The organism is Ruegeria sp. AM9, from assembly GCF_056540565.1.
Genome location: NZ_JBQFWY010000002.1, coordinates 389,777 through 410,144, shown reverse-complemented (window position 1 = coordinate 410,144; position 20,368 = coordinate 389,777). Strand labels below are relative to the sequence as shown.

At 58.3% G+C, this 20,368-nt stretch carries 21 protein-coding genes, 1 tRNA gene and 1 pseudogene; 11 read left to right on the top strand and 12 right to left on the bottom strand.

The features are described 5' to 3' along the window. Positions 1-10 precede the first annotated feature (10 nt). Positions 11-886 carry a LysR substrate-binding domain-containing protein gene (locus ACR0DO_RS06895; RefSeq protein WP_480557355.1) on the bottom strand — a complete coding sequence of 292 codons (876 nt, stop codon included), beginning with the start codon at positions 884-886 and terminating at the stop codon, positions 11-13. Positions 887-989: 103 nt separating this feature from the next. On the opposite strand from ACR0DO_RS06895, the gene ACR0DO_RS06890 reads away from it, so the two are divergent. Next, positions 990-1,946 carry an NAD(P)-dependent oxidoreductase gene (locus tag ACR0DO_RS06890; RefSeq protein WP_480557353.1) on the top strand — a complete coding sequence of 319 codons (957 nt, stop codon included), beginning with the start codon at positions 990-992 and terminating at the stop codon, positions 1,944-1,946. A gap of 472 nt (positions 1,947-2,418) precedes the next feature. Further along, positions 2,419-3,039 carry a thermonuclease family protein gene (locus tag ACR0DO_RS06885; protein ID WP_480557351.1) on the top strand — a complete coding sequence of 207 codons (621 nt, stop codon included), beginning with the start codon at positions 2,419-2,421 and terminating at the stop codon, positions 3,037-3,039. Between the two features lie 280 nt (positions 3,040-3,319). Here the strand turns inward: ACR0DO_RS06885 and ACR0DO_RS06880 are convergent, their stop codons facing one another. Continuing rightward, on the bottom strand, positions 3,320-3,976 hold the full coding sequence (locus tag ACR0DO_RS06880; RefSeq protein WP_480557349.1) for a hypothetical protein: 657 nt from the start codon (positions 3,974-3,976) through the stop codon (positions 3,320-3,322). Between the two features lie 329 nt (positions 3,977-4,305). After that, positions 4,306-4,379 (bottom strand) — tRNA-Cys (locus ACR0DO_RS06875). 227 nt (positions 4,380-4,606) lie between these two features. On the opposite strand from ACR0DO_RS06875, the gene ACR0DO_RS06870 reads away from it, so the two are divergent. The 3 genes from ACR0DO_RS06870 (at position 4,607) to ACR0DO_RS06860 (ending at position 7,602) form a co-directional block, all read left to right on the top strand. Continuing rightward, complete coding sequence (locus ACR0DO_RS06870) at positions 4,607-5,260, top strand: protein-L-isoaspartate O-methyltransferase family protein (RefSeq protein ID WP_480557347.1); 654 nt, start codon at positions 4,607-4,609, stop codon at positions 5,258-5,260. Between the two features lie 96 nt (positions 5,261-5,356). Then, positions 5,357-6,775 (top strand): TolC family outer membrane protein, encoded by a 1,419-nt coding sequence (locus ACR0DO_RS06865; protein ID WP_170443132.1) that lies wholly within the window; start codon positions 5,357-5,359, stop codon positions 6,773-6,775. 74 nt (positions 6,776-6,849) lie between these two features. Continuing rightward, positions 6,850-7,602: a prolipoprotein diacylglyceryl transferase gene (locus tag ACR0DO_RS06860; RefSeq protein WP_480557345.1), complete on the top strand. Its 753-nt coding sequence runs from the start codon at positions 6,850-6,852 to the stop codon at positions 7,600-7,602. Between the two features lie 3 nt (positions 7,603-7,605). On the opposite strand, the gene ACR0DO_RS06855 is transcribed toward ACR0DO_RS06860, so the two are convergent. Then, positions 7,606-9,063 carry a cobyric acid synthase gene (locus ACR0DO_RS06855; RefSeq protein ID WP_480557343.1) on the bottom strand — a complete coding sequence of 486 codons (1,458 nt, stop codon included), beginning with the start codon at positions 9,061-9,063 and terminating at the stop codon, positions 7,606-7,608. 60 nt (positions 9,064-9,123) lie between these two features. Between ACR0DO_RS06855 and ACR0DO_RS06850 the strand changes: the two genes are divergently transcribed. After that, positions 9,124-9,693 carry a cobalamin biosynthesis protein CobQ gene (locus tag ACR0DO_RS06850; RefSeq protein WP_480557341.1) on the top strand — a complete coding sequence of 190 codons (570 nt, stop codon included), beginning with the start codon at positions 9,124-9,126 and terminating at the stop codon, positions 9,691-9,693. A gap of 65 nt (positions 9,694-9,758) precedes the next feature. On the opposite strand, the gene ACR0DO_RS06845 is transcribed toward ACR0DO_RS06850, so the two are convergent. Continuing rightward, positions 9,759-10,079 carry a DUF6280 family protein gene (locus tag ACR0DO_RS06845; protein ID WP_037310273.1) on the bottom strand — a complete coding sequence of 107 codons (321 nt, stop codon included), beginning with the start codon at positions 10,077-10,079 and terminating at the stop codon, positions 9,759-9,761. Positions 10,080-10,297: 218 nt separating this feature from the next. Between ACR0DO_RS06845 and efp the strand changes: the two genes are divergently transcribed. After that, positions 10,298-10,861, top strand: a complete 564-nt coding sequence (gene efp, locus ACR0DO_RS06840) for an elongation factor P (protein ID WP_480557339.1) — start codon at positions 10,298-10,300, stop codon at positions 10,859-10,861. A gap of 58 nt (positions 10,862-10,919) precedes the next feature. Here efp and ACR0DO_RS06835 read toward each other — a convergent pair whose 3' ends face one another. Further along, positions 10,920-11,864, bottom strand: a complete 945-nt coding sequence (locus ACR0DO_RS06835) for an ABC transporter transmembrane domain-containing protein (RefSeq protein WP_480557337.1) — start codon at positions 11,862-11,864, stop codon at positions 10,920-10,922. Between the two features lie 106 nt (positions 11,865-11,970). Further along, a complete protein-coding gene (gene ygfZ / locus ACR0DO_RS06830) occupies positions 11,971-12,708 on the bottom strand; it encodes a CAF17-like 4Fe-4S cluster assembly/insertion protein YgfZ (protein ID WP_480557489.1) in 738 nt (245 codons plus the stop codon). 73 nt (positions 12,709-12,781) lie between these two features. Between ygfZ and ACR0DO_RS06825 the strand changes: the two genes are divergently transcribed. Further along, on the top strand, positions 12,782-13,456 hold the full coding sequence (locus tag ACR0DO_RS06825) for a TIGR04283 family arsenosugar biosynthesis glycosyltransferase (protein WP_170672049.1): 675 nt from the start codon (positions 12,782-12,784) through the stop codon (positions 13,454-13,456). A gap of 7 nt (positions 13,457-13,463) precedes the next feature. Here the strand turns inward: ACR0DO_RS06825 and ACR0DO_RS06820 are convergent. Further along, positions 13,464-14,210: pseudogene (locus ACR0DO_RS06820) on the bottom strand (hypothetical protein); the annotation flags it as partial. 72 nt (positions 14,211-14,282) lie between these two features. On the opposite strand from ACR0DO_RS06820, the gene ACR0DO_RS06815 reads away from it, so the two are divergent. After that, positions 14,283-14,420, top strand: coding sequence for a hypothetical protein (locus ACR0DO_RS06815; RefSeq protein ID WP_480557335.1), 138 nt, complete (start codon positions 14,283-14,285; stop codon positions 14,418-14,420). A 21-nt stretch (positions 14,421-14,441) separates the two neighbouring features. Further along, complete coding sequence (locus tag ACR0DO_RS06810; RefSeq protein WP_480557333.1) at positions 14,442-15,212, top strand: alpha/beta hydrolase; 771 nt, start codon at positions 14,442-14,444, stop codon at positions 15,210-15,212. 18 nt (positions 15,213-15,230) lie between these two features. Here the strand turns inward: ACR0DO_RS06810 and ACR0DO_RS06805 are convergent, their stop codons facing one another. The 4 genes from ACR0DO_RS06805 to ACR0DO_RS06790 form a co-directional block, all read right to left on the bottom strand. Continuing rightward, the gene (locus ACR0DO_RS06805) at positions 15,231-15,512 is read right to left on the bottom strand and encodes a hypothetical protein (protein WP_480557331.1); all 282 of its coding nucleotides are present in this window, start codon (positions 15,510-15,512) and stop codon (positions 15,231-15,233) included. Positions 15,513-15,831: 319 nt separating this feature from the next. Beyond that, positions 15,832-16,662, bottom strand: coding sequence for a hypothetical protein (locus ACR0DO_RS06800; RefSeq protein ID WP_480557329.1), 831 nt, complete (start codon positions 16,660-16,662; stop codon positions 15,832-15,834). Positions 16,663-16,675: 13 nt separating this feature from the next. Further along, positions 16,676-18,634, bottom strand: coding sequence for a DNA topoisomerase IV subunit B (gene parE / locus ACR0DO_RS06795; protein ID WP_170443151.1), 1,959 nt, complete (start codon positions 18,632-18,634; stop codon positions 16,676-16,678). A gap of 161 nt (positions 18,635-18,795) precedes the next feature. Continuing rightward, a complete protein-coding gene (locus ACR0DO_RS06790; protein WP_480557328.1) occupies positions 18,796-19,629 on the bottom strand; it encodes a class I SAM-dependent methyltransferase in 834 nt (277 codons plus the stop codon). Between the two features lie 129 nt (positions 19,630-19,758). Here ACR0DO_RS06790 and ACR0DO_RS06785 point away from each other — a divergent pair, with 129 nt between their 5' ends. Beyond that, entirely contained in the window at positions 19,759-20,367 is a 609-nt protein-coding gene (locus ACR0DO_RS06785; RefSeq protein WP_170672041.1) for a peroxidase-related enzyme, read from the top strand. Position 20,368: the final 1 nt, after the last annotated feature.

Below are 20,368 nucleotides of genomic sequence, written 5' to 3'. Positions count from 1 at the left end.
CCAGCTTGTGTCAATCCGCGGCATCCGCCGCCAGCCGGTCCCGCAACCACGCGCAAAACAGACCTGCCGCTGCTGTGGATGGCACAGCTTGCTGAGCACTAACCATGTAATGCGACTGGGCAAAGGGAATCGCCGGACCCGCAATCGCAATCGGCGCACCCTGGCGGATCGCGTTTCTGGCGAACCGTTCCAGGATCGTTGCATATCCCGCACCGGCCATCACAAGTTGCAGCGCCGCCACCGTCGTATCCACCGAATATCGAGATGGTTGGCCGGGTGGCGCAGTGCCGATGGCTTGAAAATACTGCGCCCAGTTGTCCTCGTACCCAAGTATTTGAATCAGCGGCCCGTTATTCAGTTTCGGCGAACCGTGCCCGGCCCGACAGACCGGAACCAGCTTTTCATCGGTAATCTTCTCGGACCGCACCCCCGGCCAGTCGCCATACCCCAGCCGGATTTCCACATCCACATCGCCGGGCGTCCCGCTGTCGTTCCAGATGTGCGAGACCAGACGGACCGGAATATCCGGATGCCGGGTGGAGAAGTCCGGCAGTTCGGCGGCTATCCAGTAGGTGGCGGTCGATATGGCAGCGCGGACGGTCAGGGTCTGCCGTGAGGCCGGGCCAAACAGGCTGTTGGTGGACAGCGCGATATCTGACAACGCCCGCCGCACCGTCAGCGAATAGGATTGCCCCAGCTCGGTCAGTTCCAGCCGCCGCGCATTCCGGGTGAACAGCTTTTGCCCCAACTCGGCCTCGAGGGATCGAATATGCAGCGAAACCGCCGTCTGCGTCAGGCCAAGCTCTTGCGCGGTTGTGGTGAAATTCAGATGGCGCGCGGCGGATTCGAAGCTGCGTAGCCATGCGGGGTTTGGAAGGCGGTCCATCTATCACCAAAAAATTTTGCCCATAATGCGTGTTATTATTCATTTTCACTACAGGCAAGCAACAGGGATACTTGGCGCGAACAGCGACCTTCGGGAGGGTGAAATGAAAGTCGGATTTATCGGTTTGGGAAATGTCGGCGGCAAACTGTCAGGCTCGCTGTTGCGGAACGGAATTGATCTGACGGTCCATGACCTCAATCCCGATCTGGTGGCCGAATTCGTGGCCCAAGGCGCCAAAGCGGCCGAAAGCCCGACACAGATCATGCGGGATTGCGATGCGGTTATCACCTGCCTGCCGTCCCCTGCCGCCTCGGATGCCGTCATGCAGCAGATGCTGCCCGAGGTCGGTCCGGGCAAAATCTGGATGGAGATGTCGACCACCGACGAGGCCGAGGTCAAGCGTCTGGGTGCGATGGTGATCGAGCGCGGAGGCGCCGCCGTCGATTGCCCCGTGTCCGGCGGGTGTCACCGGGCCGCGACCGGCAATATCTCGATCTTTGCAGGTTGCGACCGCGCAACCTTCGAGCGGATTTTGCCGTTTCTGACCACGATGGGCCGCCGCGTTCTGCATACCGGAGACCTGGGCACGGCCTCGGTCCTGAAGGTGCTGACGAATTATCTGGCCACCGCCAACCTGATCACCTGCGCCGAGGCACTTGTGACCGCCAAGGCCGCTGGGATGAACCTCAACACGACCTACGAGGCGATCAAGATTTCATCCGGTACCTCGTTTGTGCATGAAACCGAAAGCCAAGTCATCCTGAACGGCTCGCGCGATATCTCTTTCACGATGGACCTTGTGAAGAAGGATATCGGGTTGTTCCAGGATGTCGCCGACCGTGCCGGAGTGCCGCTTGAGATCAACCCTGTGATGATCGAAATCATCGATGACGGCATCGCCCGTTTTGGCGAACGCGAACTGTCACCAAACATTATCAAGCGGTTAGAGGAAGCTACCGGCCTGAACATCACGGCCCCCGGTTTCCCGCCCGAGATGCTGGACGACGAGCCGGAAGAACCGGGTTACGAAGTGATCCCGCAGGGCCGACGGGCGGAATGACGCACCAAGCGGCGCATCTCAACAAGTTGCCAACGTAGAGGAGTGGAGGCGAGTACCGGACCCGCTACCATTTTTCTAAGCCATTGAATAACCCGGATTATCGGGGGTGAGGTTGGCTTGTGTGTCTCACACTAGTGTCACACTGATGCTTAGGCAACACCTATTGGTTATGTTCGTTCAGTCTGTATGGCAAACTGCGGGGTCGCTTCATCAGTGAAGTCTTTAGTGGTCGGTCCTACGGGGTGTTTATCCCGGTGTTGTGGGCACTGTCGTTTTCCAAGTCGGGTGAATGCATATTGGGTGTGACTAGCCCCTATAGATTGCCGGTGTTTGGTGTTTTGTCGTGGTGAAAGGCTGTCACTTTTCACTGGATTAAACCTCTCCGGCATCCCAATATCAACCATAACGTGCAGTACGTCTGCGGACTTCTCCGCATGTGTTTTGAGCCAAACCATTTACAAGGTCCGATCCTGTGGAAGTATTGATACTGCTTGTCGTTGCTGGGGTAGTTGTGCTGTTCCTTGTGCATAGCAAACGCAAGCCAGACAGAAGCACTAAGCCGACCTATCAACCAACTTCGGACTTGAAGCCGAGATTGGGCGCATCACGCCCCCAAGGGGTTCAGCAGCCACCGCGTTTTGAAGCTGACAGTGCAATACCTGAACCCATAGAAAAGGTCTTGGAAGGCTCAGCCTATGTTGTGGACGGCGACACCATAAAAATAAAGAAAACCCAAGTGCGCTTGTTTGGCGTAGATGCGCCCGAGATTAACCACCCGTACGGCAAGAAGGCCAAGTGGGCTTTAGTATCCCTATGCAAAGGGCAAAAGGTGAGGGCAGTGGTTACTGCTGAGGATACCCACGGTCGTACAGTGGCAAAGTGCTATCTTGAAGACGGGCGCGACCTGTCTGCGGAAATGGTCAAGCTGGGGATGGCGATAGATTGGCCTAAGTTCTCAGATGGCAAGTACAGGAGCCTAGAGGTGCCTGACGCGCGTAAGAAGCTCTGGCTGGCTGACGCGCGGCAAAAGGGCCGCATTAAGGTCTGGGAACAATTCGAAGCCAAACAGGCACAGCGCAATCAGGACAAGTAGGACCTCGCACTCTCTAGCGGCAGTGGTGTGGGTCATTAGTATGGTGCTTGTTTCGGTATTCAGAAGATGTCGCCGAGGGGTGTGTGTAGAGGTCTCACTGCAGCAGTAGCGTCCACGCTACCCAACAGGTCTAACAGTTCGGCGCTGAACCTGTTTGTATTCCCGTTTGCTATCGTCAGCAGTTCACTAAATGCCCGTGAAAGAATGCTTTGCCCCAAAGGCGTCAGAACCCAGCCCTGACGGGTTCTTCTCTCTGCTATCCCCATGCTGTCATAGTCCACTAACCGTGCCGCTCAGCCCAGTCGAAGAAAGCCTTGAACATCTGTATGTGGCTGTTGGTTGTCTTTGGCGCGATCTTCTTGTGACCCGGCAGCTTGATAACTTCCAATAACGGTATGTCTTTGAGGGCGGGCTTAGTGTTCCGGCTAGCTGGCAAGGCTTGCAGGACCTTTTTAACTTCGTTCGCGTCCTGCTTGGTTATGGTGCCTAGCAGCCTGTCCGGTCCGAAGTACTCGACAAGGATGTTGAGATAGGCACGGTTCTGTCCGACTGTTTTTTCAGCCCACTGGCGCGAGTGTTCTGCAATGAAGTCGTCAATTGCAGTTCCTATTGGCGAGGAAGGCGGCACGGCATTTGTGGGTGGCGAAAACGCCTCTGGGCAGGTGTCGTCGAAAGAATAGTGTTCAAGGTTCTCTAGCGCCGCCAGAACACGCCTGAGCACGTCACAGCGCGCCTTACGCATCTCACGTCGAAGGTCTAGTGCGTTATCTTCCCAGTCCTGAGCGTCTAGGCCAGATGCTTCGCAAAACGCCTCGTAGTTGAGATACAGGTCCGACAGCGGGTCCTCACCCTCAACGGCGTTTTCATGGGCTACAATCTCTTCCTGCATAGCGCTAACGGCATTCTTTGGAAGGCCAGTGTTGTTCATCCATTCCATGAACTTTGCGAGCGAAGCCTTGAAGTGCCGCTGCACCATTGATCGGATTTGGTCTTGTCTAAGTCGAGCCACGTTTTTTTGATCCGGTAGTAGTCGCCCGCAAGATGCAAGAAATCGTGCCAGATCGCCAGCCCTGCGCGGGCATCTTGTGTGTAATGATATTCTTACAGTTGTTCGCCCTTGTCCGAATGACGGAGAGATAGGCCAGCGGAAGTAAAAAATGCCGTGCCGTGAAAGGCTTAGGTAGGTTGGCTGCATCATTGTAGGTGTGTCCCACTTCTGTGTCACACCCGAGCACCACAAGGCTAAGTCAATGATTTAGAATAAAATGGAGGCGAGTACCGGAATCGAACCGGTGTACACGGATTTGCAATCCGCTGCGTCACCACTCCGCCAACTCGCCTTTTCAAGTAAAATCAAATACTTGCCGTGGTGTGGCAGGCGTTTTAACACCTTTCGTCAGGGGCGTCCAGTGGGTTGATCGGAAAAATCCGTTCCTACCTGCTGCGACATGGCGCAGTGCGACACCAAGTTCCTGCGATCCGGCGAAACTTTCGACGCCAAGCCGTTGCCGGTTTCGTCTGGATATGGCACAAGCCGGACATACTTGGGACTAACATGAGCGATCCAATGACAGATTTCGCAACTCGGCGCCGTACGATGGTTGATACGCAGGTTCGACCCTCGGATGTCACGAAATTTCCCATCATTGACGCCATGCTGACCGTCGAGAGAGAGAATTTTGTGCCGGACGCGCAGCGCGAGGCCGCCTATGCCGAGGGCGTGATCGAACTGGGCAACGGGCGCTGCCTTCTGGAGCCGCGGACGCTGGCCAAGATGCTGGACGCGCTGAACATCTCGAATGACGAGGTCGTTTTGGATATCGCCCCCGCAATGGGGTATTCCACTGCCGTCGCGGCGCGCATGGCGCAGCTGGTTGTGGCCGTGGAAGAGGACGAAGCCCTCGCGGCCGAGGCGCAGACGATCCTGATGGAGGCCGAGGCCGACAACGCGATCGTACATGTCGGCCCTCTGGCGCAGGGCGCGACCGAGCATGGCCCCTATGACGTCATCATGATTCAGGGCGGGGTCGAACAGGTGCCCGAGGCGCTGATTGCACAGCTCAAGGACCATGGGCGCATTGCCTGCCTGTTCGTGGAAGGAGAGCTTGGGACTGTCCGGATCGGGCACAAATCCGGTGGCCGGGTGACCTGGCGTCACGCCTTCAACGCCAACGCCCCGGTTTTACAGGCGTTTTGCTCTGAGTGTGCATTTTCGCTATAATTCCTTCTCATATTATTCTGTTGCCTTGATTAGTTGAAAACAAACGCGCAAACTATACTCAGGGCAGCGTAATTTTGGTTTGAGAAGGATTTTGTTATGCGTTCACGGACGGGGGGGAAGTTTGTAAAGGCATTGGCACTGACCGCGGGAATCGCGCTGAGTGCCTTGCCGGGACGTGCGGTCTGGGCGGACAACCTGACCGACGCGTTTATCGGGGCTTATAACACCAGCGGCTTGCTGGAGCAGAACCGCGCGTTGCTGCGTGCGGCTGATGAAGACGTCGCGATCGCGCTTTCCGCACTTCGCCCGATCATCAACTGGGCGGTCGAAGTCAGCCAAGACTACACGCGGTCCTCAACGGACACTGGCGTGGTCAGAAATGAACCATCCAACTTTTTTACCGGACTCACGCTGAGCCAGCTGATCTATGACGGTGGCTTCTCGGTGTTGGGCAAGCAATCGGCGCAGGAAACGGTTCTGGCAACACGGCAGACCCTGCTGGACGTTGAGCAGCAGGTCCTGTTCCGCGGTCTGAACGCCTATTTGGGTGTTTTGCTGCAGGAAGAAACCGTACAGATTCGCCTGAACAACGTTGATGTGTCGGCCGAGGAACTGCGGGCCTCGCAGGACCGTTTCGATGTGGGCGAGGTAACCCGTACGGACGTCGCGCTGTCAGAGGCGCAATTGGCCAGCTCGCAAGCGGACCTCGCGGTCGCGCGTGGTAACCTGAGCATTGCGCAGGCAGAGTATGTCAACGCGGTCGGTAAAGCTCCGGGGCGCACAGCCGGTCAGCCGAGCCTGCCGAATCTGCCGCGATCCGAAGGCGAGGCCGTCAGCCTCGCGCAACGCAACCATCCTGCCATTCAGGCAGCACAACACCAGGTGCGTGCGCTGGACCTGTTCGTGCAGCAGCAGCGTGCCAATCTTGGTCCCAATGTCAGGCTGAACGCTGATGCGGGTATCCGCGAAAGCTATGACAACGATGACAGCCTCGAAGATGCAACCATCGCGCTGCGTTTCGAACAGCCGATCTATGCTGGTGGCCGACTGGCTGCCACGGTCCGCCGGGCAATGGCAACGCGGGACGCGTCGCGCGCCAACCTGCTGAACGTGCAGAAAGACATCACTCAAGGAGTCGCGGACGCCTACGCCGCATTCCAGGCCGCGACGGCCAGCCTGAGAGCGTCGACCGAACGGGTCCGCGCCTCGCAGGTTGCGTTTGACGGCATCCGGGAAGAGGCAACGCTGGGCGCGCGGACAACTCTGGACGTGCTGAACGCTCAGCAAGACCTGCTGGACGCACAACTGGCCGAGGTCGCATCGCGCACCGAACGGTCCCGTGCGGCGTATCAGCTGCTGCAGGCGCAGGGTCTGCTGACGGCGGAACGTCTGGGTCTGGCCGTGCAGATTTATGATCCGACCCTCTACTACAACCTGGTGAAGAAGGCTCCGGCTCAGATCAGCCGGCAAAGCAGGGATCTGGATCGGGTCCTCAAAGCGTTGCGTCGCGACTAAGGGCCAATACTACCTGTTGTGAGGTCCGGTTTGTTTGGCTACACTCGATCCTGAGGATAGAGCGGTAGAGAACAATGACGGATAAAGTCGTAAAAGCGGGAATCGAGGACGTCCTGTCCTCGATTAAACGTCTGGTCACCGAAGAAGACCGAAAAGCGCCGGGAATACTGGCGACATCCCTTTCAAAAAAACCCGGCAGGCTGGTTCTGACCGACGCGCTGCGGGTCAATGAGCCGGCGGTGCACGAGCGGCTCCAACCTGAGAAAAAGGAATCGGCCTACAAGGCCGAGGATTCCGTCAAGCCGATGCTTCTGCGGGCGTGTGATATCGTCAAACACGCCGAACCTGCTGTCGAACAGCAAGCAAAGACCGAGCCCGAGGACGGCCTTACCGACAGTCTGAGCGCCAAGATTGAAGCGTTGGAAGCTGCGATTGCCCGAACCGAGGATCAGTGGGAGCCAGACGGTGACAGTGAAGACGCCTACTCTGGGACACCGGCCATGTCGCTCAAATGGCACTCGGAAGACCAGTTCGTTGTTGCAAATAGTAGCGACCTGACAGCGTCTGACCCGGAACAGCATGAATCTGCCACGACTGCGGCCTTCGCACGGAATTCGGAACCCTCAACCGCGGAGCAGACACAGTCCGCCAAGGAAGCCGGCGAAAAATCGGCGCTGGTCAGGGATGAAGATGCACTGCGCGGCCTGATTGCTGAGGTCGTACGGGAAGAGCTGCAAGGCGTTCTGGGCCAGCGCATTACCCGCAATGTCCGCAAGATGGTGCGGCGCGAGATTTACCGGGCACTGGCCGAGCGCGAGTTGGACTAGGCCTCAGGGCCGTTTCGGCGTCCGGGTCAGGGTCAGCAGGCGGTCCAGATCCATGTTCCGTTCCAGATGATCCGCCAGCGCGTCCAACGTCTCTTCAACTCCATCCTCGTATGACAAATCCGAGGTTGCGCCCAACTGCTCCAGGTAGCGGGCGCGGAACGTGTCGGACGAGAAAATACCGTGCAAATAGCTACCCCGAATGCGGCCGGTTTGGTCGGCAGCGCCTTCGGGACGGTTTTCGATCTCAAGCCATGCGCGATCGCAATCAGGGCCTTCGGTGCGTCCCATGTGAATTTCGTATCCTGTGACCGGCTCGTTCTCGGGGACCGTGCGCGCGGTACGCAGGGTGACCTGTTTCTCGCCTGCCATGGTGGTGGTCACATCCAACAGCCCCAGACCCTCAACCGTGCCCGGGCGCCCGTCCACGCCATCGGGATCGGCGATGGTCTTGCCCAGCATCTGGTAGCCGCCGCACAGGCCCAACACACGGCCGCCCCGGCGAACATGGGCATAAAGGTCGATGTCCCAGCCCTGCGCCCGGAAATAGGTCAGATCGCCGATGGTGGATTTGCTGCCCGGCAACAGCACAAGATCGGCATCGCCGGGCAGAGGGCGTCCGGCGGGGATGATCTCGACCGTGACACCGGGCTCGGCGGACAGCGGATCGAGATCGTCGAAATTGGCCATCCGTTCCAGTTGCGGCACCACAACCTTGCATGCGCCACCGCTGTGGGACCGGATGTCCATCATGTCCTCGGCGGGCAGTTTCCAGGCGTCGTGGAACCATGGCACGACGCCCAGGCAAGGCCAGCCGGTACGCGCGGCAATGTCATCGCGCCCCTCGTCGAACAGCGAGACATCGCCCTTGAAACGGTTGACGGCAAAGCCGCTGATCATCTTCAGATCATCCGCCCCAAGAACCGCCTGCGTGCCCACGATCTGAGCGATCACGCCGCCGCGGTGGATATCTCCGAGCAGAACGACCGGCACGTCTGCGGCACAGGCAAAGCCCATATTGGCGATGTCGCCCTTGCGCAGATTGGTCTCGGCCGGGCTGCCCGCACCTTCGATCAGCACCAGATCAGCGTCGCTGCACAACCGGTCAAAGCTTTCCAGCGCGGCGCCCAGCAGTTTGGATTTGTCCTTGCGGTAATCGCCCGCCTTCATCGTGCCCGCGCGCTGGCCTTGAACGATGATTTGCGCACCGGTATCGGTTTCCGGTTTCAGCAGGATCGGGTTCATGTCGGTGTGCGTGGGGCGCATGGCAGCGCGCGCCTGCAGAGCCTGTGCGCGCCCAATCTCGCCCCCGTTTTCGGTCACGGCGGCATTGTTTGACATGTTCTGCGGCTTGAACGGCGCCACTTTCAGGCCGCGTCGGGTAAAGGCGCGTGCCAGTCCGGCGACCAAAACCGATTTTCCGACATTGCTGCCGGTGCCCTGAATCATGATGGCGCGAACCATGGCCGTCTCCTATACGTTGGCGCGCAGATGACCTGATTTGAGCCCAAAGGGAAAGCCCGGATGAACACGCCCGCACATCTTTTGATCGGTGCCGCCGCCTTTGCTCGGCCTGCGCGGGGCCGAATCCTTGCGGCGGCCGTGCTGGGGTCGTTGCTGCCCGATCTGTCACTGTACGTGTTGGCGGGCGTTTCGCTGTTCCTTTTGGGCATTCCCGAGCATGTGGTCTTCGATCAGCTCTATTTTTCACCCGCATGGCAGACGGTTTTTGCCATCGACAATTCGTTCTTTCTTTGGGGGCTGCTGCTGGCCGCCGGGCTTTGGCGCAAGTCGCGGGTTCTGACCGTCGCGGCCTTGGCAGGCCTTCTGCATCTGGCGATGGATTTCCTGCTGCACGCCGGCGACGGGCGGCCCCAGTTCTGGCCGCTGAGCGATTGGGTCTTTCACAGCCCGGTCAGTTATTGGGACAGTGCGCACCACGCCCTTTGGGTGGCACCGGTTTCAATGGCGGTTTGCGCGGGGGCCTATGTCTTACTGTGGAACAGGGGGCTATCCGTATCCGCAAAACTGTTTTTCGCTGCCCTGTTAGGAGCCGAAATCTGGGTCATCCGCCAATGGCTGCTGTTCTTTTGACAGGGTAAAAGAAAAACGCGCCCCGGAGTGCGGAGGCGCGTTTTTTCCTTCAGAAGTCGCCTGATTTATGCGGCTTCTGCCTGCTGAGCGGCATTGCGGCGCTCGCTTTCTTCACGCGACAGCGCGACCGAGGTCCGCACGCCACGACCAACGAACTCCATCAGTCCGCTGACAACCCGCTCGTTCGGGTCGATACCCGCGCAGGACAGCACTTCGCGACCATCGCGCGAGCGCGCCCAACGGGCGATTTGTTCGGGGCCATTGCCGTATTTCTTGTCATCGGCGATAGCGTCATCAAGTGCAGCCAAAACAACGGCCGCGAAAAGTTTGCGTGCACGATTGCCTTGCTCGTTATTAAAGGCAGTGCCGTCAACGAAATCTCTCATCTCGTCTTCCTTGTTGTTCTTGCTCTTGCATTTTCGGCGTGACGGTTCTTATGACCTATTCGACGTGATTCGGATACAGCTAAAATGCATAGTTGCGTTGCGTCATGTGCATGGCTTGCTGCAAGTGCAGCACTAGGTGTCGTTGTCTTGTCAGGTGATGTCCTGCCAGATATAGGGACGGGAACTGACGCATCAACCGTTTGTGAAGGATTAATGTAATGCCCAAGATAAATGGGAACGAAATTCGCCCCGGCAATGTGCTTGAGCATAACGACGGGCTGTGGGCCGCAGTTAAAGTTGACCACGTAAAGCCCGGTAAAGGCGGTGCTTTTGCGCAGGTCGAACTGCGCAACCTGCGTAATGGCTCGAAGCTGAACGAACGCTTCCGCTCGGCGGACAAGGTCGAGCGTGTACGCCTTGAGCAGAAGGATCAGCAGTTCCTGTACGAATCCGACGGGATGCTGGTGTTCATGGATTCCGAGACCTATGAGCAGATCGAACTGCCCGCCGAACTGCTGGGCGAGCGCCGCCCGTTTCTGCAGGACGGCATGACAATTGTTGTCGAATTTTATGAATCCGAGGCGCTGAACGCCACGCTGCCGCAAAAAGTGACCTGCAAGATTGTCGAGACCGAGCCGGTCGTCAAAGGTCAGACTGCTGCGAACTCGTTCAAACCGGCGATTCTGGAAAACGGCGTCAAGGTCATGGTGCCGCCGTTCATCGGCCAGGATGAGATGATCGTAGTGAACACCGAGACGATGGAATATTCCGAGCGCGCGTAACCCCGCGTCTGTTCGAAACAGGAAAGACCGCGCAGGCACCCGCCGCGCGGTCTTTTTTTTAATGCCGGTTCTTCAGATACCGGTAGCGCTCGGGGTGGGGGCCGAAGAGTTCCATCATCAGCTCATATTTGATGCGGTTGGCGCTGACCTGCCGGTAGAAGGCGATCAGAAAGGCGGTAGGCCCCTGAATGCGGCTGAGGCCGCTGGTGGCCGCAACCACGGTGCCAACATCCGTTCGTCCCTGCAGAACCAAATAGCCCCCCAGCATCAGGACACCGACCGTGCCCGCGCCATTGATGACGCTTAGCAGGAATTTGGCCGACAATTTCCACAGGAACATGCGGCGACGGGTTTCAAAGATATCGTCGAAATGGGCGTCGATATCGCGCACCACATCGTTGATATCCTCGATCGTCAGCTTGTCGGTGGCGTTGCGCAGAATACGGACCCGCTCGGCCACGAAGATGTTCACCTTGCGCTGTGAGAACAGCACGATGACGATCTGTGGTACGATCATGGAAAAGGCGATCATGCCCAAGCCGGGCTGGGTTGATGAGATATAGCCGATCACGCTGATCAGCGTGCCGATCTGCACCACCGGGTCCGAGAACGCGCCCCCAGCGAATTTACCCAACTCTTCAGCCTCGGCCGAGATGGCGGTGGTCATCGTGCCCTTGCGGACGGTCTCGCCCGTTTCACCTATGTCCGATGCGCGCACCAGAAGCCGCTGGCGGATCATGCGGATCATATCCTCGCCCAGCGTACCCGCACGATAGCCCAACAGCCATTTCAGGGCGAGGCTCAGGAGGATGACCGCCATCATGCCCGCGCCCAGATAGATCAGCCGTTCGGTGGCGATATCGTCTGTCGTGAGGTGATTGATGATATCGCGCTGAAACTCCAGCGGGACCGCAGCCAGACCCGCGATGGCGATGGACAGGATAATAAGGACGATCTGCCGCCCGGCGCTGGCGCGCCAGATCGCTCGGTACAACTTGAACATATGCGCATCCGGGTCTTTGAACTGGCGTCAGTGTGGCAGCGCCAAGGGTCTTGTTCAAACAGTGCCGGGCGCGTTGGCACCTCAGCCGTGCCGGAATGGCAACATGTTACGTGGTCAGGCTGACCGCGGCCCCATTCGCCCGCATCTCGCCTGTTGCGCGATCAAGGCGCAGATATGCGATTCCGTAGCCGTTCGACTGGGTGAACAGCGTGCCTGCCGGTTTGCCGTCGGACGTGATTTCCGTTCCGACAGGGGCCGAGCCTTCAACCCGGACGCGTCGCAACCCTTTCCGCAGCTCGGTCTTGTGCTTCATCCGCGCGGTGACTTCCTGCCCGACATAGCAGCCCTTTTTGAAATCGACGCCGTTCAGGGCTTCGAACCCGGACTCGAGGATATAGCTGTCGGGCGTCAGTTCGATGCCGGTTTCCGGGATGCAGTGCTGCACACGGATGGCGTTCCAATCGGTGCCGTCGTCCGCTTCGGCTTCGGTCGTATAGATCCGCCAGCCCATATCCGGGTGACGCGGATCGGGCAGGGCGCCCTCGGGCGCCGGACCGGTGCCGCGTTGCAGGTTCAGGCCGCTGTCTTCGATCACAACATCGGCGCGCAGTTTGTACATGCTCAGCCGTTTGACAAAACCGTCGGCGATGTCCTCGGAGACATCCAACAGCACCGCATCTCCGTCGCGTTTCAGAAAGAAATCCGCCAGATACTTGCCCTGAGGGGTCAGCAAGGCCGCGTAGACCAGCCCGGTGTCCAGCCCGGAAATGTCATTGGTCACCAGCCCTTGAAGAAAGCTGTCAGTGTCCGACCCGCTAAGGCGCAGAATACGGCGATTGGGCATCGGGTGGTCCTCGTCATTTCCCTCGGCCCCGTGATATAGGAGTTCCCGCCGCCATGACCAGAGGGTATCCGCCTTGCCAGCACCGATCAGCATCGTCATTCCGACCCTGAACGCGGGCGAGGCCCTGTCTGAAACCCTGCCTGCCCTGATGGAGGGGCTGCATACCGGGCTGATCCGCGAACTGATTGTGACCGATGGCGGATCAACCGACCCGACGCTTGAAATCGCAGATGAGGCCGGGGCCGAGATCGTGACCGGCGCGCCCTCACGCGGGGGACAGTTGCGGCGGGGCTGCGCGGTTGCCAAGGCCGAGTGGTTGTTAATCCTGCACGCCGATACCGTGCTGCAGGCCGGGTGGAGCAAAGAGGTGGGCGAGCACCTCGCCACTGGCAAACCGGCGGCATTTCGTTTGGCCTTTGGGGCAAAAGGATTTGGTCCTGCATGGGTCGCGGGATGGGCCAATCTGCGCAGCCGGGTGTTTGGTCTGCCTTATGGGGATCAGGGCCTTCTGGTGCCGCGCCGCATGTATGAGAAGGCCGGAGGTTACCCCGATCAACCGCTGATGGAAGACGTGGCACTGGTCCGCGCCTTGCCCCGCGTCGCCATGCTGAACACTCGCGCGGTTACGAGTGCGGACCGCTATGCGCGGGCGGGGTGGCTGCGTCGGGGGGCTCGGAATCTGTGGACGCTGGCGCGGTATTTTCTTGGGGCCGATCCAGAGCAACTGGCGCAGGCCTATCGGCGTTAAGGGTCGTTCGCAGCTCGACAATGGATTTGCCCAGACGGAACGGCGCGGCAAAGCTGACCAGACACAGGGCGATAATCTGCAGCACCAGAATATGCGCGTTGGCCTGCAGGTATTCCCATTCGTCTTTCAGCTTGCCGACCTGTTCGACCAGATCATCATAGCTTTGCGCAAGGATCAGATAATCTCCGGCAATCGCAGGTACCTTGCGACGCATGTTGTCGATGGCGGCCTGAGTTTTTTCGTCCAGAGTTGCAAAGACCAGAAACTGGTCGATATTGAACGCATCCGCCTTGGCCGCCATCTGGCCCATCTCGTCCTTTTCCTGCCGCCCGAACAGGAAGTGCAGGCCTTGCAGCGGGGCGACCTCATTGGTCACGGCGATAAACAGGGGCAGATCGGCATTGCTGGCGGTTGAGGCGGACAGGAACTCGACCCGGTCGCACAACACGGCGGTGTCCGGATCGTAGGCGGGATCGCAAAACCGCAACCGGAACCGTGCGGCGTCGCGGTCGAAGGCCAGCGTTGCTGCATAGGCCACGTCGATCTGTCGGTCCAAACGGGAACTGTCCGAAGTATAGAGTCCGGCCAGAACTGCCACCAATGCACCGATGCCACCCAGCACGACCCAGACCAAATCCGCCAGTTTCCACGCCCGGTGCTTCGCCGGTTTGCGAAACAGGAACGCGGTGCCAATCGACCCGGCCAGAAAGAACAGGATCAGCAGCGGCAACTGGTTTTCGGTCACAAATGTCATGACACCAAAGTGACCACCTGCCAGCGTGCTGGCAACACTCTTCACAGGCAGTTGTAGTTAAGAGCCAGAGCTTTGGTCGAATTTCCTGAACAGTATGGTGCAATCATCGACCCATCCTGCGGCGGTAACCGGATCGAACTGACCGAAGCCACCCTGTTCAAGGCCCCCTGTAACGGGCTTGCCGAACCCGTCCCACAGCTCTCATACTGATCAGAGGTGAGGGAGATTTTCATGACCAACGAGATTGTTCTGATCCACGGGGCCTTTGCCGGGCCGTGGTGTATGGAGGATTACGCGGGCTTCTTTCGCGACCGAGGCTGGACGGTGCACACCCCGGCGCTGCGCTATCATGGCGGCGACCCCAAGGCCGAACCCGACCCCGGACTGACCGATACCAGCGTCATGGACTATGCCAATGATATCGCCGAATTCGTGCGGGGGCTGGACAGCAAGCCCGTGCTGCTCGGCCACGCCATCGCGGGGGTGGTGGCGCAGCAGGTGGCGTCTCGTGGGCTGGCCAACGCTATCGTTCTGATCAACCCGAACGCTCCGTGGGGGACTCTGCCGGAAACCGACGACGAACGCGCCATTCCGCGCGCATTGATGGAGGGCGGGGCGTTCTGGAAACAGCCCATGCGGGTCGAGTTCGACCTGATGGCTCCCTTCGCGCTGAACAAGATGCCCGAGGCGCGGCAGCACGCGGTGTTCGACCGGCTGGGTGCCGAAAGCGGGCGGGTGATGTTCGAGATGTTCTTCTGGATGTTCGACGACCACCACGCGATGAAGGTGGAGATCGACAAAGTCGACTGCCCGGTGCTGGTCGTCTCGGGCACTGAGGACCGGGCTGTGAACCCCGACACCTGTCGGGCGCTGGCTGATCTGTACGGAGATCGCGCGACCTTCCTGCCCGTCAAAGACCATGCGCATTTTCTGTTCATGGAACCCGGCTGGGAAAAACCCGCCGCGCAGATCGCGGAATGGCTGGAGGATAAGGTGGGCTAGACCGCCCACCCCAAGCGATTAGTTGTTGGTCGAAAACGTGCTTTGGGGTTTCCATTTCAGGGTGCCGTCACTGTCGCGATGACAACGCAGCAGGCGTTCCTGCACGGTGCTGACCGTAGTGGTGACGGTGTTGTCGCCCACCAGCAGAACAAAGGCGTCCTCGGAATAGGTCAGGCCCTTGTAATAGCAGAACCGAGACTCGGCCCCATCAGGTATCGGCGATGCAAGGCTGAGCGTCTGCTGCGCAGAGGCTTGCGTGGCCAGCAGGGCAAAGGCCAGCCCGAGGGTAAATGTTTTCATGTCGTCCTCCCGTTCGAATATCTGTTGGTCTTATTCGGATTTGGACGCTCGGAACCTCAAATGTCGTTCTTGAATGACGGTTTGAGGGTAAGTGTGAACGAGATCAACGGGTTAGGCAAGGGGAGTGTTTTGGAGAAACACTTTAGTTGATCCAACGTCCCAGAGTTTCAAAACCGTATACAGACGAGTTTTTTGGGTCGTTCAACGAGGATGGTTGAAAAAAAACTGTAAAAACCAATCCCCTGTTCCGAAAGAGTTGGGGATCGCTGGGTAGACTGTCTACAGTTGATTAACCACGAACAGGCTAGTCCCTGACGACTCATTCTTTCGATAAATCAGAGCTTATGTCGGGTAATTGAGACCAGTCTGTCCATGCTCCCATGATCGCGGCAGCTGCCAGAACCAATGTTAGAAAAAATATAAGCCAATTGTGCCGAATATTGTCAGTATGGCGTTGTTGTTCGACTTCGTGCTCTGAAATCGTTTGAAGGGAGCGGGGTTCCAGTCGGTATCGGGATTGTTCGTCTAGTGAAAGATCATTCGACGAGACCAGCGAGTTTAAAATCATTTCGAACCTTGTTAATGCAGAAGATGAGTTAGGGTGGTTAAATGCGCGCTGGCCGTGGATTCTTTTAAAAAGATTCCATGCGCTTATGCCACTTGCTCCTGCCGCTGCAAAGGGGTCATCTTCCACTCTATTAATGTGGATTTCAACAATTTCTTTGAGAATTTCGATTCTGTCTGTGCGAAATCTCAATTGAGAGTTAAAGCGTCTTTGGCTCCACCATTCTTTCAAAAGTACCCGATAGCGCAGCAGAGAAACTTGACCAAAGAAAAAGCTCATTGGCCCATCATATCGAATTCTGACACTTCTAAAGTGATGAGTGATTTCTATTAAGGCGTTATTCAGTTCAACAATTGGTATCGAGATTTGTTCCTCATACCGATTACCGTTCCATCGAAGCCCAGATATTTCTTGGCCGTTAAATCTTTCAATAAATATGTCTCTATTTTCACCTTCGCTAAACTTTAACGAGGTGGAAAAATAGTCAATATTGTGCCAATTTTCTCTGTCTATTGAAAATCGCTGGGGAGTGGGTTTTCTCAGCGCGCATTTTATTGCTCGCTTCTTCAAAAACAACTTTAGCATTTCTATTTAATCGCTAGACATCCAACTCCTCCACAAACCGCGCGTTCTCCTGAATATACTGGAACCGCAGTTCAGGCTTCTTACCCATCAGGCGCTCGACCAGATCGCCGGTCTCGCCGGGTTCGTCCTCATCAATCGTGACGCGTATCAATTTGCGGGATGCCGGGTCCATCGTGGTCTCTTTCAGGTCCTTGGCGTCCATCTCGCCCAGACCTTTGAAGCGGGACACGTCGATCTTGCCTTTGCCGCCCAGCCCTTTCTCAAGCCACTCGTCACGCTCGGCCTCGTCCAGACAATAGACGCGCTTGGCGCCTTGGGTCAGGCGGTAGAGGGGCGGGCAGGCGAGGTACAGGTGGCCCGCGTCGATCATCGGACGCATCTGGGTGAAGAAGAACGTCATCAGCAGCGAGGCGATATGCGCCCCGTCCACATCCGCGTCGGTCATGATGATGACCTTGTCATAGCGCAGATCATCGACGTTGAACTTGGTGCCAAGGCCCACGCCCAAAGCCTGCGTCAGGTCGTTGATCTCGGCGTTCGTGCCCAGTTTCGAGCTGGCCGCACCCAGCACGTTCAGGATTTTGCCGCGCAGGGGCAGCAGGGCCTGTGTCTTGCGGTCACGGCCCATTTTGGCGGAACCTCCCGCCGAGTCGCCTTCGACGATGAATAATTCGGTGCCGTCGCGTGTTGAACTAGAACAGTCCACCAGCTTGCCGGGAAGACGAAGTTTCTTAGTGGCGGACTTGCGTTGTGTTTCCTTCTCGGCCCTGCGGCGCAGGCGTTCCTCGGCCCGCAGGATGAGGAAGTCCAGAATGGCGCCGGCAGATTTCGTGTCCGCGGCCAGCCAGTTATCGAAATGGTCGCGGACCGAGTTTTCGACCAGCCGCTGCGCCTCGACCGTGGCCAGACGGTCTTTGGTCTGACCGACGAATTCCGGTTCGCTGATAAAACAGCTGACCAGCGCGCACCCGCCGGTGATCAGGTCGTCGCGGGTGATCTGACCGGCCTTTTTATTGTTGATCAGTTCTCCGTACGCTTTGATCCCCTTGAGGACCGCAGCCCAGAACCCGGCCACATGGGTGCCGCCTTCGGGGGTGGGGACGGTGTTACAGTAGGACTGGATGAACCCGTCGCGCGAGGGCGTCCAGTTGATCGCCCATTCGACCTTGCCGGGCGTTCCGAATTTCTCGTTGAAGTCCACGGTGCCGGCAAAGGGCTGTTCGGCGTAGGTCGAGGAGCCGTTCATCGTCTCCTTCAGATAATCCGACAGGCCACCGGGGAAGTGGAAGGTCGCCTCGGTCGGCGTCTCACCGTCGTCGATGTGGGACTTCCAGCGGATTTCGACGCCGGAGAAAAGGTACGCCTTGGAGCGGATAGATTTGAAAAGCCGTGCCGGTTTGAACCGGTGATGGCCAAAGATTTCCTCGTCCGCGTGGAAGGTGACGGTGGTGCCGCGCCGGTTGGGGGCTGCGCCGATTTTCTCGACCGGTCCCAAAGGAACACCGCGCGAGAAGCGCTGTTCGAACAGCGTCTTGTCACGGGCCACCTGCACGACCATCGAATCCGACAGGGCGTTCACAACGGATGCGCCCACGCCGTGCAGACCGCCCGAGGTCTGATAGGCTTTGCCCGAGAATTTACCGCCCGCGTGCAAGGTGCAAAGGATGACTTCAAGCGCGGATTTGTCCGGGAATTTGGGATGCGGGTCGATCGGAATGCCGCGCCCGTTGTCGCGCACAGTCAAGGCGTAATCTGCGTGCAGCTCAACCTCGATCCGGTTGGCGTGGCCGGCGACCGCTTCGTCCATCGAGTTATCGAGGATTTCAGCGACCATATGGTGCAGCGCGCGCTCATCCGTGCCGCCGATATACATACCGGGGCGTTTTCGGACCGGTTCCAGCCCTTCAAGCACCTCAATCGAGGAGGCGTCGTAGGTGGCGGTCGCGCTGGGCGTCAACAGATCGTCGGGCATCGGTGCTGCTCTTGTTTTTGGGTTGGGGGCCATTATGGCAGGTGATGTGGTCCGGGGGAAGAGGGGCGCGAGGTGTTGTGGGCATTTGGCCGTACGGAACGCGCAAAACACACTGCCCGGCGCCTGCGGTCACAGAGGTAATGGCACCGATCTTTGCGGGGTTATTTAGGTTTTTCAGCGGTCAGGCGCACGCCGCCGATGCGCCGTTGCTGCACATCGCCGACAAATTTTGCGTACATCTTCAGGAATTCATCCCCTTTCGATGGGTTGCCCGCGCGTTCGGCCTCGGCGTCCAGGGTTTGATACATACTCAGACGCCGCGCCAGAATATCGCCCCAGGGTCCGGTGATATCATCGGCCGAGACGACCTCGAATCCGGCTTGCCCAAGCTGGGATTCGTATTCGGGAATGCTCAGCAGGGACTGGCAGGCAAAGCGTTGACGGTATTGTTCCATCTCATCGTCGGGCAAAGGTATATGCATCACCCAATCGGTAAAGGCAAAGCGACCGCCGGGGCGCAGGACCCGAAACACCTCGTGCAGGGCCTTTGGTTTGTCGGGGATATGCAGGAATGATTCCTGGCTGACTGCGGCGTCGAACTGCGCATCGTCAAAGGGCATTTCCGTCGCACTGGCCAGAACCGGGTGAATCCGGTCCTGCAACCCGACCAGCGCGTTCAGCTCTTGCGCACCGTCAACACGGTTGGGGCTGATGTCGACACCGGTCACCTGAACGCCGCGTTCGGACGCGTACCAGCGCGCAGGGCCGCACAAACCGGCGCAGACATCCAGAACACTGTCACCAGCGTTCATCCGGGCCTTGTCAGCCAGCCGGGCATTCGCCTCGAGCCCGTCATAGTGATCCTGATCATAGGGGTAGAGATCCTGCGGGGTCAAACCCTCGAGCGACCCACGGAGGTTCTTCAGCTTGGTCAGAATATGCGGTGCAGAAATCGGGTGACTGGCGTACCAGTCCGCGACTGTTTTTTCTGCCATTTCCATTGGATACTCCCCCCTTGCCTTACGTCAGCTTAGCCTGACATGGTTGGTCAATCCAGTTTCGTCTTGTCGATGGTAGGGGCAAGGCCGGAGCGGGGACGGTGCGACAACAGGAAGGGAAACCGCATGAGCTGGATCAAGACTGTTCCATTCGACGAGGCCAGCGGCAAGCTGCGGAAGCTGTACGAACGGGTCACGGGGCCGGGCAACAACGTGGACAACATCATGATGGCGCATTCCCTGCGGCCACATTCGATGGAGGGCCATATGGCGTTGTACAAGAACGTCCTGCACCATTCGGCCAACAAAATCCCAAAGTGGTTTCTTGAGGTGCTGGGCGTTTGGGTCAGTTCGCTGAATCAGTGCGGGTATTGTGTCGAGCATCATTTCAACGGCCTGCAACGGTTGTTGAAAGACCCGGATCGGGGTCAGGCCATCCGCAGCGCGATTGAGGCGGAAACGCCAGGCGCCGCTCCGTTGGATGGGGCGCAGATCGCGGCGATGAACTATGCGCGCAAGCTTACCGAAGCTCCGGCTGAAATGGTTAAGGCGGATATTCAGGCCCTGCGGGATGCTGGATGGGACGACGGCGAAATCCTCGAGATCAATCAGGTCTGCGCTTACTTTGCCTATGCGAACCGTACGGTTCTTGGGTTGGGGTGTTCGACCCAAGGTGACATTCTGGGCCTGTCGCCCAACAACTCGGACGACCCCGAGGATTGGGGACATACCTGAA